This is a genomic window from Enterococcus sp. DIV1279b, from assembly GCF_050531515.1.
Taxonomy (GTDB): domain Bacteria; phylum Bacillota; class Bacilli; order Lactobacillales; family Enterococcaceae; genus Enterococcus_D; species Enterococcus_D casseliflavus.
The window spans coordinates 2,229,512-2,245,391 of record NZ_CP172891.1 but is presented as its reverse complement, the minus strand read 5'-3'; the positions used below and the strand labels follow the sequence as shown (position 1 = coordinate 2,245,391).

Genomic DNA, 15,880 nt, shown 5'->3' with positions numbered 1-15,880 from the left:
ACCCATGGAATTTACGTATTACTATACTGGACAAGGACAGCAAGTCAAATATTTTTTGAAGGAACAAGGGGTGTCCAAAGGACTGTTAGCAAAAATCAAATTTCAAGGCGGAAAGATATTTGTCAACGATCACGAGCAAAACGTCTTGTTTTCTTTGGCGCAAAATGATAGGGTAACTATTGTAATTCCTCCTGAAGGAGAACATGAGACGATGCTGGCTGACCCGACACCGATTGAGATCGTGTATGAAGATGCCCATCTGTTAGTCGTGAATAAACCGGCTGGCATCTCATCAATTCCTGCGCAATATCATCCGACTGGCACGATGGCCAATCGCGTTAAGGCCTACTATCAAGCGCAGCACTATGAAGATCAAGTGATTCATGTTGTCACGCGGTTAGACCGTGACACATCAGGATTGATGCTTTTTGCAAAACATGGGTTTGCCCATGCGAAGCTGGATAGCCAGTTGCGAAAGAAGCAGGTCGTAAAAAAATATCAAGCCCTCGTTGCTGGTGAACTGCCCGCACTTTCTGCCCATGGTGAGATTGAGCTGCCGATTGCTAGGGACCTGACTTCACTATTGAAACGCAAGGTCAGTGACGAAGGAAAAGAAGCACGGACGGAGTATTGGCTAAAACAACGCAATTCAGATTGCGCTTTAGTTGATATTCAGTTACACACAGGCAGGACACATCAAATAAGGGTCCATTTTTCTGCGATCGGTTGTCCCTTATTAGGAGACGAGATGTATGGCGGTACAATGGCTCTTGGGATCAAACGACAAGCATTACACTGCTGTCAGCTGCAATTTCAGCATCCCTTTACGAATGAACCGTTGGCTTTTAAGCTGCCCTTACCAGCAGACATGGCCGCTGTTTGCTCAGCCATGGATAGGCAATAACAAATGAGGTGAAGAGATTGGATGAAAATCAAGAATTAACCGAACGGTTTGATCAACTGAATCAAGCATTAAAAGACAATGATATCCAGGGATTTCGTGAGGCATTCTTGGATCTGCATATCTACGAGCAGGGGCAATTCTACCAATCTCTAGAAGCAGCCGATCGACAAATCGTCTATACGTATCTATCGCCGAAAGAATTAGCAGACATGTTTGACGTCATTGAAGAAGATGATGAACACATGGTGGACTATCTTTCAGAGATGCGCCCCGCCTATGCGGCTGATATGTTGGCGCAAATGTATACCGATAATGCGGTTGACCTGCTGAATACTCTGGATAAAAAACAAACAGCGAAATATTTGAGTTTGATGACCGCTGAAGCTGCTAGCGAAATCAAAGAGCTGCTGCACTATGAAGATGAAACTGCTGGATCGCTGATGACTACCGAGTTTGTTTCCATTGTTGCCAACCAAACGGTTCGTTCAGCGATGTATGTCTTAAAAAATGCCGCAGATGTTGCCGAGACGATTTACTATATTTACGTCGTGGATACTGATAATAAGCTTGTGGGCGTTATTTCTTTAAGAGACTTGATCATCAATGATGAAGATACCATGATCGCTGATATTTTGAACGAGCGGGTGATGTCGGTCCATGTTGGAGATGACCAAGAGGATGTCGCTCAGACCTTCCGAGATTATGACTTTCTTGCATTGCCAGTCACTGATTATGACGATCACCTATTAGGGATCGTGACCGTCGATGATATCATCGACGTTATCGATGATGAAGCAGCCAGTGACTACTCTGGATTGGCAGGGGTCAATGTGGAAGAAGTCAGTGAGAACCCGATCAAAGCGTCTTCGAGACGCTTGCCTTGGCTTATCACCTTACTCTTTCTCGGAATGGCCACCGCCAGTCTGATCAGTCATTATGAAGAGTTGGTCAGCGAAGCAAGTATTCTCGCTGTCTTTATCTCACTGATCACTGGGACCGCCGGTAATGCTGGTACCCAATCCTTAGCCGTAGCCGTTCGTCGTCTGGCGATCAATGACGACAAAGAAAACAGCTTTATGAAGACGGTAGTTGGTGAAGTGCTGACAGGACTGTTCACAGGTGCCATCACGGGGTTGACGATTTTTGCTATCGTAGCTGTCTGGAAACAAAATCCGATTCTAGGGTTTGTGATTGGGATGGCGATGATGTGTGCCATCACAGTAGCCAACTTAGCGGGAAGTTTGATCCCGATGCTGATGGACAAGCTGGGGTTTGATCCAGCAGTGGCAAGTGGTCCGTTTATCACGACCCTTAGCGATTTGACCAGTGTTTTGATCTATTTCAACATTGCCAGTCTTTTTATGAACTATTTTATTCAATGAACAAAAAAGAGCAAGCCGATGATTCTTCATTCGAAGGAAGGTCATCGGCTTGCTCTTTAATTTTTTGGTTTTGGCAATACCCCAGAAGGAGAGACACCATAAAGTTTTTTAAAAGACTTGCTAAAGTGATAAGCATCCTGATAGCCCACAGCAGAGGCGACTTCTTTGATCGTGAGGTTTTCATTTTTTAACATGTCTTTGGCACGCTTTAAGCGAATCTCAATCAAGTAGTTGATGGGACTGACACCCGTCGCCTCTTTAAAAATCTTTGAAAGGTACGTCGGGCTGAGAAATTGATCCTGTGCGAGCTTCTCTAACGTGATTTCTTCTTTGTAATGATTTTCCAAGTAATAGACCGTATAGTTGACGATCTGTTGTTGTCGTCGTTGGCTTTTGGAAAGGTAAGGCACGACATTGATATGGTCTTCATTTAGTCCACGTAAAATGTAGACGAGCATCTCCATCAAAACAGCCTTTTGCATCAATTGAAACTCATCCCGCTCTTCACTGCTTTCTCTCACCAACTGCCAGGCTTTTTCCAAAACTTGATGATGGTATTTGCCTAGCTCCAACAAGGGGTGTTTGTTCGGGAAAAAATTCCGTTTAAACCCTTCCAAAGAAATATTTTTCAAACCAATATGCAGCTGATGGGAGCGAGTGCCCTTTGGCTGCAATTCGCAGTGATCGACGCCAGGATTGAAAAGCATGACGCTGCCAGCACGGATTTTTTTCGCTGGTTCTTTTTCAAAATAATAGGTACTTTCTCCTTCTAATAAGACGCTGATTTCTAAAAAGTCATGATGGTGCATTTCTCCATGACTTTCTGATTGCGTCCATGGGTCAAAGAGATAGATGATTTCTGGATTAAACGTGCGAGGGTTAACTAAATTCATGGCTGATTCACTCCAATTGGGTGCTTATTTCCTGTAAAAAAAGGGAATGGTGCTTCTTACTAATATTTTACATCAAAATGAGTAAGAAAAACCATTCAAATCGCTTTTCAAAACGCTAAGCTTAACAACGAGAGGGGGAATTAGATGAGTAATACACAATGGATCTGGCGCTATGCCAAAAAGAACCGGGGAAAAATCATATTGGCAGTCCTGTTTTTAGTGATCAATGCAGCGCTGATCATTGTTAATCCGTACTTGGGAGGAATGGTGATCGATGATGTCATCAATCAGCAAAAAACGCACTTATTGATTCCATTATTGTTGATCATGATCGCAACGACCGTCATTCGTACCATTGTCCGCTACAGTTATCAAATTTTATTTGAACGGGTCGGGCAAAATACGCTATACGATTTACGGGAAGATTTGTATCAGAAGCTGCAAGAATTGGATTTCGACTTTTTCAATCACACTCGTGTGGGAGATATTATGGCACGGATGACTGGTGATACCGATGCCATTCGCCACTTTGTTTCTTGGGTGACCTACAATATCGCTGAATGTATCTTGTGGTTCTTTTCAGCGGTGGTGGTTATGAGCTTCATTGATTGGAAATTGATGTTGGCGCTGGTGGCTGTCACACCGATCATATTTCTGTTGACCAATCGCATGTCTAAGAAAGCACACCCGTTGTTTTTTGACATTCGTGAGAGCTTTTCGCGCTTGAATTCAATGGTGGAAGAAAATATCGGCGGCAATCGAGTGGTGAAAGCTTTTGCTCGTGAAAATTTTGAGATTGAAAAATTTCGCTCTTACAACGAAGATTTTAAGACCCGCAATATGGCATCTGCCAAAGTATCCCGTACCTATCTGCCATGGCTTGATGGCTTAGCAGGAAGTTTGTCAGTCATTGCCTTGATTTTGGGTGGGATCTTCGTTATCAACGGCGAGATGACATTAGGGGATCTTGTTGCGTTTAATGGCTATCTTTGGATGTTGAATAATCCTATGCGCATGAGTGGTTGGTTGATCAACGATGTTCAGCGATTTTCTGCAGCCTGTATCAAAATTCGGCAAATGTTGGCGCAAGAATCGAAAATTCCTGTTCATCAACAAGAAAAATTAGAGCCAATCAAAGGATTTGTAGAGTTTAAAGATGTTTCCTTCCACTTTTCGGATGATCCGAATCAAAATGTGTTGGAAAACATCAACTTCAAAATTGGCCCTGGCCAAACGTTAGGGATCTTAGGGGAAACTGGGTCAGGGAAAACGACGTTAGTGAATTTGGTTGGACGCTTTTATGATCCCACTGAAGGGGAAGTATTGATTGATGGAAAAAACGCCAAAGAGTATCCCGTGCGCCAAATGCGGGAAAACATTTCAATGGTGATGCAAGATGTTTTCTTGTTTTCCAATACCATCTCCGACAACATTGCTTTTGGAAATCCTTTAGCTGATGAAGGCTTTATTCGGCAAATGGCGGTAGTCGCTGATGCAGATACCTTTATTTCTCGGATGCCTCAAGGCTATGAAACGATCGTGGGCGAGCGAGGTGTGGGGCTTTCTGGCGGACAAAAACAACGGATCTCCCTAGCACGGGCCTTAGCCAAAGATCCATCGATCTTGATTTTGGATGATACGACGTCTGCCGTCGATATGGAGACAGAATCGAAGATCCAACAGGAGCTGACAAAATTAACAGGAGAGAAAACGACGTTTATCATTGCGCATCGAATTTCCTCTGTTCGAGAAGCCGATCAGATTCTGATGATGGAAAAAGGACGAGTCGTTGAACAAGGGACCCATGAAGAACTTGTCAGTCTGCGGGGCAAATACTACGAAGTGTATCAAAAACAATTAGGCTTGTCAGGAGGTGAAGACGATGGCGAGAAATAAATTTGATGTGGATGAGGAATTAGACCAGGAGTTTAGTTGGAAGGATTTCAAACGCTTGTCACAATATGTCGTTCCTTATAAAAGAAGTATTGCCAAAGTCCTATTTACGATCATTCTGGCAAACTTAGCAGGAATGTTGGCGCCCGTTTTCACAAAGATCGCGATCGATTCATCGATTCCTGAGAAAAATGTCAACCAATTGCTGCTTCTAGGAGCTGCCTTTCTAGTGACCTTGATCGTTATCGGCGTCTGCATGCGTTACCGTATCTACCATATCACGAATATTGGTCAAGACGTATTGAAGGATATGCGCTTTGATATTTTTGAACATCTGCAGCGACTGCCTTTTTCTTATTTTGATACAAGGCCCCACGGCAAGATCTTGATTCGCATCGTAAACTATATCAATACACTGAGTGACCTATTGAGCAACGGCCTGATCAATTTGATCTCGGATGTTTTCAACGTCATCATCACCTTGATCTTTATGTTTGCGATCGACTTCAAATTGACCTTGTATTCCCTTGCGTTGCTGCCAATTTTGTTCATCATGGTGATGGTGATCAAGAATAACCAGCGCAAAGCCTATCAGGTGTTGAGTAATAAACAATCCAATCTAAATGCTTACATTCATGAAAGTATTGCTGGTATCAAGATTACTCAATCCTTTGCGCGAGAAGAAGAAAATGCTGAGATCTTCCAAGAAGTCAGCAATGATTACCGGACTTCATGGATGAAAGCTGTCAAAATTCAGTTTCTGATGTGGCCAGGGGTGCAAAACATTTCAGTCATTACGACTTGTTTGATTTATTTTGTCGGCATTCGTCAGATCGGTGTCGATGTCAGCACAGGTACTCTGATCGCTTTTATCAGTTATATCAATAATTTCTGGAATCCAGTCATCAATATCGGGAATTTTTATAATTCTTTGATTACAGCAACAGCCTATCTTGAACGGATTTTTGAAACGATGGATGAAGTCCCAGATATCGAAGACAAACCTGATGCAAACGTATTGCCGACGATGAAAGGGACCGTTGATTTTGAACACGTGACCTTCCGATACGAAGAAGGCAAAAACATTCTTTCTGATGTTAACTTCCACATTGAACCTGGGGAAAGTATTGCTTTGGTTGGTCCTACTGGTGCAGGGAAAACCACGATCATCAACTTGCTGAGCCGCTTTTATGATGTCAATGAAGGCAGTGTTAAAGTGGATGGGATGGACGTTCGTGACGTGACGCTGGAATCGCTGCGCTCACAAATGGGGGTCATGCTGCAAGATACCTTTATTTTCTCAGGAACGATCATAGAGAATATTCGCTATGGAAAATTAGATGCGACAGAAGAAGAGATCATCGAAGCAGCGAAGATCGTCCGTGCCCACGACTTTATCACGGAGTTGAAAGACGGCTATCAAACCGTCGTCGAAGAACGAGGAAGTACTTTATCTGCAGGGCAACGGCAACTGATTTCCTTTGCCCGAGCGTTGTTGGCTGATCCAAAAATTTTGATCTTAGATGAAGCGACCTCAAGTATCGATACGAAGACAGAAGAATTGCTGCAAGAAGGATTGTTGAAGCTGTTAGAAGGCAGAACCTCATTTATCATCGCTCACCGATTATCCACGATCAAAAATTCTGATCGAATCTTTTACGTGGCAGGGGGGACGATCGCTGAATCGGGTAACCATGATCAGCTAATGGCACAAAAAGGCTTGTATCACCATTTGTATCAATCACAATACGACTTATTGCAAGCCATCTAAAAGAATCCCTACAAACGATAGAAGCGCATCGTTTGTGGGGATTTCTTTGTGTCCTTCAAGCTCAATCGTTAAGGTCAACGATTCTGGTTCCATGAACTTCTTTTACACCTAGTGTATCGGCAACTTCTTGGGCATTTTCAAAGGAAATGCCACCGCCAGGTAAAATCGTTAAACGCTCACCAGCATAGGCGATCAATTCTTTCAGACGATCGAAATTTGCTTCGATTGGAGTGCCTGCAGCACCACCATGGGTCAAAATCCGCTGTACCCCATGCTCAGCTAACCAATCGATCGCCTTGAATTGGCGCGCTGCAGGAATCGCGTCGAACGCCATGTGAAAAGTAACCTGCAAGCCTTCTGCGGTTTCTAACAGTAGCTCCAATGCTTCTTCGTCCAACCAGCCGCTAGGTGTTAAGCAACCTAGAACAACGCCGTCTGTTCCTAATTTTTTTGCTTCGATCAAGTCGGTATGCATGATTTTCAGTTCTGTATCATTGTAAACAAAATCACCACCCCGAGGTCGAATGATCGTCATAACGGGTATTCCTTTTTCGCCAGCATATTGCAGAACTTCTTCTTGCACGCCGGTACTTGGTGTTGTTCCGCCGACTGCTAAATTATCACAGAGTTCGATGCGCTTTGCACCTCGGGCGATCGCTAAGGGAATATTGGTATAGTTTTCTGCACAAAATTCTTTTAACATGATTTACCTCCATTAGATGGGTGTTCAATTGATTTGTTATTCTATCCACTAGCATTCTACCACAAGAATATGCTAAAGTAGAGCAGAGATGAGGGAAGTTGAATGTTAAAAAAAATCGATCGCGGGCGCCTTTTTTTAAACGCCCATTATCACTTGTTTGAATGTCCATTGTGCCGCCAAGCATTTTTCCCGACCGAAAATGGCTTGGTTTGTCCAAATCGTCATCGATTTGACTTATCAAAGAAAGGCACACTTTTCTTTTTGGATCATCAAGTCAAAGCAGATTATGATCAAGCACTGTTTTTGCCGCGTCAACGAATGATCGCTAGCGGCATGTATGCACCAGTCATTGAATGCATCAAAGCAGCTTTAGGGGATGCTAAGCATCTTTTAGATGTTGGCTGCGGGGAAGGCAGTTTTCTGGCTCAGCTGGTCAATGAAAAGACTCAGGCGGCTGTCGGCTTTGATATTGCCAAGGACGGAGTCTATCTAGCAACCAATCAAAACGTACCAGCTTTTTGGTGTGTAGCGGATCTGACCAACCTGCCGTTTGCTGAAGCGAGCTTTGATACGATTTTCAATCTATTTTCGCCGTCAAATTATGGGGAGTTTAACCGCATTTTAAGAAAAGGCGGACAGCTGATCAAAGTGGTCCCTGCGGCGGATTATTTAAAAGAACTACGAGCCGCTTTTTATCCTGACGATGAAACAAAACAACAGTATTCGAATGAACGGGTCGTTAGCAAATTTTTTGAACACTATCCCAACGCATCCCGTCAAAGAGTGACGCATGTTTTTGCGATCCCTGAAGAAAATCGTCAAGATTTACTTGCCATGTCCCCGTTAGAGTGGGGGGCTTCGGAGGAACGCAAAGAAAAGCTGCGACAAACCCCTTTGACACAGATTACGGTTGATGTTGAGGTGTTGATTGCGAAAATTTCCTGAAAATATTTTGAACTTTTTTGTTATTTACTCTTGCAATCATGCCATGGGAGTGATATATTGTTCTCAAGTCATTTTTCATTGGTTTTTATCAGGTTCCTGTTCTGATAAAAGTTAGTGAAAAGAGCTTCACTAACGTAACGACTCGCAGTGATCGACACCGAGTTGGTACGTTTTTTTTATGCCCAAAAAAGCGCCCAAAAAATGTTGTTTCTAGAAAAACAAGCGTGCCAAAATATGGTACTATAGAAGTTATTGAAGTAGTTATTGAGCATGTAATGGAAAACGTAACGTTTAACGACACAAATCAATGCGAGAACCGATCGGCAGTATCCGATCGAAAGGAGTTTTTATCTATGAATCACATCGTTCTTTTTGAACCTCAGATCCCAGCCAATACGGGGAATATTGCACGGACGTGTGCAGCAACAAATACTCATTTACACTTAATCGAGCCTTTAGGCTTTTCAACGGATGACAAGCAATTGAAGCGTGCTGGGCTTGATTATTGGCACGATGTCAATATTACCTATCATAAAGATTTAGCTGCTTTTATGGACTTTTTAGGAGCGCGTCCGTTGTACCTGATCTCGAAATTTGCCAATCGCGTGTATTCTGATGTCAATTACACCGCCGATGACGATCAGTTCTTCATTTTTGGGAAAGAAACGACGGGGCTTCCAGAAAGCTTTATGCGTGAGCATGCCGAAAAATGCTTGCGGATCCCTATGAATGATGAGCACGTTCGTTCCCTAAATCTATCAAATACGGCGGCCTTGATCATTTATGAAGTTTTGCGGCAGCAAGGATTTCCGCAGTTGGAATTGACGCATCATTACGAGAACGACAAATTAGACTAAGAAGCGAGGCTTTTTCGATGCAATTATACTTTACCCGTCACGGAAAAACAGAGTGGAACCAAGCACGCCGCTTTCAAGGAATGCTGGGGGATTCGCCGTTATTGCCAGAAAGTTATGACGAGATCAAATTACTCGGTGATTATCTGGCAGCTATTCCTTTTGAGAAGATTTACTCAAGTACATCTTTGCGAGCAAAAGTGACTGCCCAAGAGATCCAAGCAAGACTCCAACACCCTGTTGAAATCATTTATAATGAGAACCTGCGAGAAATCGGACTCGGTGAATTGGAAGGTCGGTCCATCGATGAAATGCATGAGAAGTATCCCCAGCAACTGACTGATTTGCGTAATCACCTGGATCGATACGATCCCAGTGCCTTTAAAGGTGAGCCGATCCAAGAAACATTGAGCCGAATCGAGACCGTCGTCATGGATGCGGTGATGCAGCATGAAGGCCCATTATTGTTCGTCGGTCATGGAGCATCCTTTACGGCTGCTATACAGTGGCTTGCAGGCAAACCATTAGCCGAATTAAGAGAGCAAGGTGGATTAGTCAATAACAGCGTTAGCTTATTAGAGACGAATGAACAAAAAGTATTGCCTTTTGAACTAAAAGTTTGGAATGAAGCAAGCTTTTTAAGCAATCAGGCAGGATTAGACGCTTTATTGTAAACCATGAAAGGAGCGGCACCATGATTCCAGAAAGAACGTTTTTTGTCGGCCATGTTGCCGCCATCTTTTTCCAGAATCCCAGCAATTTTTATAAAGTACTATTAGTTAAAGTCACTGAGAATAATGCCGACTACAAAGACTCGGAGATCGTCGTTACTGGTAGTTTCGGCGAAATCCAAGAAGAGGAAAAGTATCGGTTTTTTGGTGAGCTGGTCAATCATCCCAAGTATGGCGTCCAGTTGAAGGCCGAAAGCTACCAACAAGAACAACCAACCTCTGAACAAGGGTTGATCGCCTATCTTTCAGGAGAAAAATTTCCTGGGATCGGCAAGAAGACCGCTGAAAAAATCGTTGATCTTTTAGGAGAAGAAGCGATCGACCGGATGCTGGAAGAACCAACATTGTTGGAGCAGATTCCAGGATTGAATGAAAGTAAGCAAAAAATGATTTTAGATACCGTTCGGCAAAATCATGGGATGGATCAAGTGATCGTTGGCTTGAGCCGTTATGGTTTTGGTAGTCAGATTTCTTTTGCAATCTACCAAGCCTACAAAAATGAAGCATTAGCAATTATCGAAGAAAATCCTTACCAGCTGGTGGAAGACATTGAAGGCATTGGCTTTAAACGCGCAGATGGCATCGCTGAGCAGCTAGGGATCGAAGCTTCGTCACCGCAACGGTTTCGAGCCGCAGTCTTGCATCAGATCTTTGCCCAATCCTTGCAGACGGGTAATACCTTTATCCACGCCCAGGACTTGTTAGAGCAGACACTGCGTTTATTAGAGACGAGTCGACCTATTGAGATCGCGCCAGACGACCTGGCCTCAACGATCATTCAGTTAGTGGAAGAAGGAAAAATCCAGCAAGAAGAAACTCGTTTATATGAAAACAGTTTGTACTTTTCTGAGTGGGGAATCGCTAGTTCCATCGAACGCTTGCTTTCCCGCAAAAAAGAGATCGTGTATCCTGAGAAAAAAATCAGCAAAACGCTGCGAAAAATTGAGAAGCATCTAGGCATCACCTATGGTTCTTCGCAAGAAGAAGCAATCAAAGAAGCCATCCGTTCGCCATTGTTTATTTTGACAGGAGGACCTGGTACTGGGAAAACGACGGTGATCAATGGGATCGTACAATTGTTTGCTGAATTGAACGATTTGGACTTAGAACCATCAAAATACAGCGACGAAACCTTTCCGATTCTCTTGGCAGCACCGACTGGTCGAGCCGCCAAACGAATGAACGAAACGACTGGCTTGCCAAGTGGTACGATCCATCGTTTGTTAGGCTTGAACGGACGTGAAAAAGCGCCATCGATCAGTCCAAAAGAATTAGAAGGCGGCTTACTGATCGTCGATGAGATGTCTATGGTGGATACATGGCTGGCGAATACCCTCTTTAAGTCGATTCCTACGAATATGCAAGTGATTTTTGTGGGGGATAAAGATCAGCTTCCTTCTGTGGGACCAGGGCAAGTCCTTCATGACTTGCTAGCGATCGCTGCGATCCCGAAACAAGAATTGACGGAAATCTATCGTCAAGGCGATGGGTCAAGTATTATTCCACTCGCCCATGCCATAAAAAACGGGCAGCTGCCTGCTGATTTTACACAAAACCAAAAAGATCGTTCTTTCTTTGCGTGTGATGCTTACAAAATCGAACCGTTGATCGCTCAAATCGTGAAACGGGCAAAAGACAAAGGCTATACGCCGCAAGATATTCAAGTGTTGGCACCGATGTATCGTGGGGCAGCGGGTATCGATGCCCTTAATAAAATGATGCAAGAGATTTTTAACCCCAATGATGGGACCAAAAAAGAGGTGACCTTCAATGATACGGTGTATCGTATCGGCGATAAGGTCTTGCAGTTGGTAAACTCTCCTGAAGATAACGTGTTTAATGGCGATATGGGTCAAATCGTTGGGATCACTCTAGCCAAACAGTCGGAAGACAAGATCGACGAGCTGGTCATTCAATTTGATGCCAACGAAGTGACCTATAAGCGGAATGAATGGAACAAGATCACGTTATCCTACTGTTGTTCGATCCATAAATCTCAAGGCAGTGAATTTCAAATGGTTATTTTGCCGATGGTTCATCAATACCAACGTATGCTGCAGCGCAATTTGCTATATACTGCTGTGACCCGCAGCAAAGAGATGCTGATTTTACTTGGTGAACCACAAGCGTACCAAACTTGTGTCAACCACGAATCTGCGACTCGTTTAACGACGCTGAAAGAACGCATCAATGGCACAGAAAAAATGACGCCGTTGCAACGAGCAAAATTGGCCCAATTTGAAGAAGCCGATGATCCATTTTATGATGATTCCTCTGTTGACACGAAAGTAAAAACGTCTTCGACGAAGATAAAGGAGCAATCCAGCACTGAAGTTACTGCTAACAAGCAAGCGGTAGAAAAGACCTCAGATAGTGGGCTTGATTTGTTTGCTTTTGCCGAGACGGAGCCGTCAGCATCAAATCAGACAGAAACGGCAAAGCCTCTGTCAGGGGATAAGGTTCTAAGTGAAGGGACTACGGGGGAAGAAGCACTCATCGAAGAAACGCCGAACGATGGTGTATTGACTTTAACGATGGTCAAAAAGCATTTAGTGGATCCAATGATTGGCATGAAGGATTGTTCTCCATACGACTTTATGCCCACAAAAAATGGTTGATTCAAAGATGAGAAAATACTAAAAAAGGGTCGTTAGTGAGCGCTTTCTTTTGGTTTTTTAGCTTCTTATGCTAAGCTAAAATCAAAAGGAGGCGTTACGTTATGGCGAAAGAAACCGAAGATAAATTAGCAAAATTAGCAAAAGAATCTGGCAACGACTTTAAAAAGTTAGATGAGATGGAAAAAGAATTCAAATTGGATGAAAGTCCTGAGTCAGAACGAGGCGATCGGGAAGAATCTGGCTTAGAAAAAACGTTAGATAAGGCACCGATTTTTCCGCCTAACACACCGAATAATCCAACGAATCCTGGCAGTCCTGGAAATCCATAGCTTGTCCACCAAAAAACTACGACAGTCGGATATTCGAATAGAAAACAAAAAGCCTGAAGAATGCAGCTTCGCATTCTTCAGGCTTTTTTGCAATCGATGAGGTTTACTTTAAATGCTGATAATAATAGATCGCTAATTGCGTGCGATCCCGCAACTCCAGCTTTTCTAGTAATTGACTGATGTAATTACGAATGGTTCCATCACTTAGATACAAGGCATCGGCGATTTCTTTATTATTTTTACCCGCTGCTACTTCTTTGATGATCGCAAGTTCACGTTCGCTAAAAGATGCTTGATTATCTATCGCTGGTTGGTTCTTCATCATTTGCGTGAAGGTCTCGACGATCTCATTCCCAAACACGACTTGCCCATTGTATGCGGCTTTGACAGAAGGGATGATCGCTTGCAGGTTCTGTTTGATCAAATATCCTTTGACACCGATAGAAAAGGCTTCACGAATGTATTCTTGATCTTTGAAGGTGGTCAAAAGCAAGAGGATCGCTTGCGGAAATTTAGCCAGTATTTCTTTGGCAGCAGCGATCCCAGTTTGTTCCGGCATACGGATGTCGGTCAACAAAACATCCGGACGATGGGCTTCGTAAAGAGCAATGGCGTCTTTGGCACAATGACCGATACCCAGCACCTGAATCTCTTCTGTACTTTCAAGAATGGTTTGTAACGAGGTCGTCACAAACGGGTCATCATCAATAATGACTACAGTAATCATTGGTGTTCCTCCTTTGGTAAAATGATCGTCAACTGAAAGCGTTGGTTTTCTTGTAAAATATGAACTTGACCTTGCAGCTCCTGGACCCGTTGACGCATCGTCTTCAGACCGATTCCGCTGTTTGCAGTTTGGGGTGAATTGACGTCCTCGTTGGTGATTTGCAAACGGTAAAAGGCGGGCAGCGTGCGAAAATGCACGACAACGGTTTTGGCATGACTGTGTTTGATGCTGTTGGTCAAGGCTTCTTTGATGACCATTAAGAAACAGTTTTGCTGTGCTTCGCTCAATCCTTCAAACAAGTTTCCTTCAATCGTTATGGAAGAGGGGAAATCAGCAATCAGAAACTCTATGGCTTGCGGAAAAGAAATCGATTTTTCATGGAGATCATGAACGCTTTGCCGAATGCGATCCATCCCAGTGTGAACCGTTGCACTCAAATTTGCTAACGGCACATTTAATTTCGGCTCTTGATTGATCATTTCAAGCGCACCAATTTGTAAAATGGCACTCGAAAGTAGATGGCCGACATTGTCATGGATATCTCGCGCGATTCGATTTCGTTCTTCCGCGATTTGTAAGGCTAATTTTGTCTCTTGTGAGAGGGCTAATGCTTTGTTTTGTTCCGATAACTGCTGCTGCTTTTCCCAATGGGTATCTTTTGAAGCAATATATTTTTTCTCAAGATCGATCATTCGCTGCTCTTTTTTTCGTAAATAAAAAGCGAAAAGCAGTAGCAGGATGATAAAGGCGAGCTCAGTGGGTGAATGGTTGCCAACCGTCGAAATCAACAAGAAACCTAATAGGAATAAACCATCATCTTGTCTTTCTTTTGGAGCGATCACCCGCATCATTGCGGGCAAAAAGAGGGCAAGCGCTGGCCAAAAGGCACATAGCAGCAACAGAATAACTTGAAAAAACCAGCTTGGTTTCTTAGGCAGCAAATAACTGACGCCAGTAAATAAAACAGCGATCAGCAGATAGATGACTTGCACAGCAACAAATCCTTGGTTTACCAATAAGAACAATGAGATAGCGAGGAAAAAGCCCGCTTCGGTGAGTGGTCGATAGTTCGTCATAGGAGACTCCTTCATTGTGACAAATGTCATGGTTGGTTTAGCCAATCGTCACTAGTTTCTTTCCTTGAACTTTATTATAGTCAGATTAACAAGAAATTTGGAAGGAGTTTTTCATCATGATTATCGAAATTGATAAATTAGTAAAACGCTATGGTGATTTTGTGGCATTGAACCATTTTGATCTGCAAGTTCAAGAAGGAGAAGTTTTAGGATTATTGGGACCAAACGGGAGCGGAAAATCCACCGCCATCAACTGTATGCTCTCTTTGTTAAATTATGACAAAGGGACCATTAAACTGTTTGGATCAATCATGACGCCGGAAAATTATGCCGTCAAGGCAATGATTGGCGTCGTTCCTCAAGATGTTGCCGTCTTTGAAGAACTTAGTGTGCAAGAAAATATCGATTACTTTTGCGGTTTATATGTTGCTGACAAACAGAAACGCCAAGCCTTGATCGAAGAAGTGATTCAATTAGTGGGATTGGAAAATTTTGTGACGTTTCACCCAGGCGAGCTCAGCGGTGGGTTGAAGCGACGATTGAATATCGCCTGCGGGATCGCTCATAAGCCGCGCTTGATCTTTTTAGATGAACCCACGGTAGCGGTCGATCCTCAAAGTCGGAACAAAATTTTGGAAAGTATCAAAGAACTGAATCGTCAAGGAGCGACGATTGTTTATACGACCCATTACATGGAAGAGGTGGAGATTCTTTGTGACCAGATCGTGATTATGGATCAAGGACAGGTGATTGCTAAAGGAACCAAGGAATCTCTAAAAGATATGGTACGGACAGCGGATCGTTTGACCATCGATATCCCTTTACTACCTGAGCCTGTATTGACAACGATTCAGCAAACCATTGCTTCTGATGGGATCGCCTATAAAAACGGTCAGCTTGAAGTAACAACGACGGAGCTGAATACAGTTTTATTACCGATTCTGACACTCTTACAAGCAGAGCATATCACTTATGGAAAAATTGCAACCAAAGAAGCCACTTTGAATGATGTCTTTTTAGAGATTACGGGCAAGGAATTGAGAGACTAAAGGAG

The 15,880-nt window shown here is 43.3% G+C and carries 14 protein-coding genes; 10 read left to right on the top strand and 4 right to left on the bottom strand.

Annotated elements, in window-relative coordinates; translation table 11 throughout:
* Window positions 1–4 precede the first annotated feature (4 nt).
* The gene (locus IGI71_RS10540) at window positions 5–904 is read left to right on the top strand and encodes an RluA family pseudouridine synthase (RefSeq protein ID WP_034858411.1); all 900 of its coding nucleotides are present in this window, start codon (window positions 5–7) and stop codon (window positions 902–904) included.
* Between the two features lie 17 nt (window positions 905–921).
* Window positions 922–2,286 carry a magnesium transporter gene (mgtE, locus tag IGI71_RS10535; protein WP_010749430.1) on the top strand — a complete coding sequence of 455 codons (1,365 nt, stop codon included), beginning with the start codon at window positions 922–924 and terminating at the stop codon, window positions 2,284–2,286.
* Between the two features lie 56 nt (window positions 2,287–2,342).
* Here the strand turns inward: mgtE and IGI71_RS10530 are convergent, their stop codons facing one another.
* Window positions 2,343–3,179: an AraC family transcriptional regulator gene (locus IGI71_RS10530; RefSeq protein ID WP_010749431.1), complete on the bottom strand. Its 837-nt coding sequence runs from the start codon at window positions 3,177–3,179 to the stop codon at window positions 2,343–2,345.
* Window positions 3,180–3,323: 144 nt separating this feature from the next.
* Between IGI71_RS10530 and IGI71_RS10525 the strand changes: the two genes are divergently transcribed.
* Together IGI71_RS10525 and IGI71_RS10520 are read left to right on the top strand one after the other, a co-directional pair.
* The gene (locus IGI71_RS10525) at window positions 3,324–5,075 is read left to right on the top strand and encodes an ABC transporter ATP-binding protein (RefSeq protein ID WP_010749432.1); all 1,752 of its coding nucleotides are present in this window, start codon (window positions 3,324–3,326) and stop codon (window positions 5,073–5,075) included.
* A complete protein-coding gene (locus tag IGI71_RS10520; RefSeq protein ID WP_060792246.1) occupies window positions 5,062–6,843 on the top strand; it encodes an ABC transporter ATP-binding protein in 1,782 nt (593 codons plus the stop codon). The genes IGI71_RS10525 and IGI71_RS10520 overlap by 14 nt, the downstream gene beginning before the upstream one ends.
* A gap of 61 nt (window positions 6,844–6,904) precedes the next feature.
* On the opposite strand, the gene IGI71_RS10515 is transcribed toward IGI71_RS10520, so the two are convergent.
* Window positions 6,905–7,546: a copper homeostasis protein CutC gene (locus IGI71_RS10515; protein ID WP_015509972.1), complete on the bottom strand. Its 642-nt coding sequence runs from the start codon at window positions 7,544–7,546 to the stop codon at window positions 6,905–6,907.
* A 102-nt stretch (window positions 7,547–7,648) separates the two neighbouring features.
* Between IGI71_RS10515 and IGI71_RS10510 the strand changes: the two genes are divergently transcribed.
* The 5 genes from IGI71_RS10510 (at window position 7,649) to IGI71_RS10490 (ending at window position 13,023) form a co-directional block, all read left to right on the top strand.
* Window positions 7,649–8,491, top strand: coding sequence for a methyltransferase domain-containing protein (locus IGI71_RS10510; protein ID WP_231434804.1), 843 nt, complete (start codon window positions 7,649–7,651; stop codon window positions 8,489–8,491).
* 353 nt (window positions 8,492–8,844) lie between these two features.
* A complete protein-coding gene (gene trmL, locus IGI71_RS10505) occupies window positions 8,845–9,348 on the top strand; it encodes a tRNA (uridine(34)/cytosine(34)/5-carboxymethylaminomethyluridine(34)-2'-O)-methyltransferase TrmL (RefSeq protein ID WP_430615675.1) in 504 nt (167 codons plus the stop codon).
* Window positions 9,349–9,365: 17 nt separating this feature from the next.
* Window positions 9,366–10,019, top strand: coding sequence for a histidine phosphatase family protein (locus IGI71_RS10500; protein ID WP_015509969.1), 654 nt, complete (start codon window positions 9,366–9,368; stop codon window positions 10,017–10,019).
* A gap of 20 nt (window positions 10,020–10,039) precedes the next feature.
* Entirely contained in the window at window positions 10,040–12,694 is a 2,655-nt protein-coding gene (gene recD2, locus IGI71_RS10495) for an SF1B family DNA helicase RecD2 (RefSeq protein ID WP_231434803.1), read from the top strand.
* A gap of 101 nt (window positions 12,695–12,795) precedes the next feature.
* Complete coding sequence (locus IGI71_RS10490; RefSeq protein ID WP_005229738.1) at window positions 12,796–13,023, top strand: hypothetical protein; 228 nt, start codon at window positions 12,796–12,798, stop codon at window positions 13,021–13,023.
* A 103-nt stretch (window positions 13,024–13,126) separates the two neighbouring features.
* On the opposite strand, the gene IGI71_RS10485 is transcribed toward IGI71_RS10490, so the two are convergent.
* Both IGI71_RS10485 and IGI71_RS10480 read right to left on the bottom strand, forming a co-directional pair.
* Window positions 13,127–13,750, bottom strand: coding sequence for a response regulator transcription factor (locus IGI71_RS10485; protein ID WP_010749438.1), 624 nt, complete (start codon window positions 13,748–13,750; stop codon window positions 13,127–13,129).
* Window positions 13,747–14,856, bottom strand: a complete 1,110-nt coding sequence (locus IGI71_RS10480) for a sensor histidine kinase (RefSeq protein WP_375354794.1) — start codon at window positions 14,854–14,856, stop codon at window positions 13,747–13,749. The genes IGI71_RS10485 and IGI71_RS10480 overlap by 4 nt, the downstream gene beginning before the upstream one ends.
* Before the next feature lie 86 nt (window positions 14,857–14,942).
* Here IGI71_RS10480 and IGI71_RS10475 point away from each other — a divergent pair, with 86 nt between their 5' ends.
* The gene (locus tag IGI71_RS10475; protein ID WP_015509966.1) at window positions 14,943–15,875 is read left to right on the top strand and encodes an ABC transporter ATP-binding protein; all 933 of its coding nucleotides are present in this window, start codon (window positions 14,943–14,945) and stop codon (window positions 15,873–15,875) included.
* Window positions 15,876–15,880: the final 5 nt, after the last annotated feature.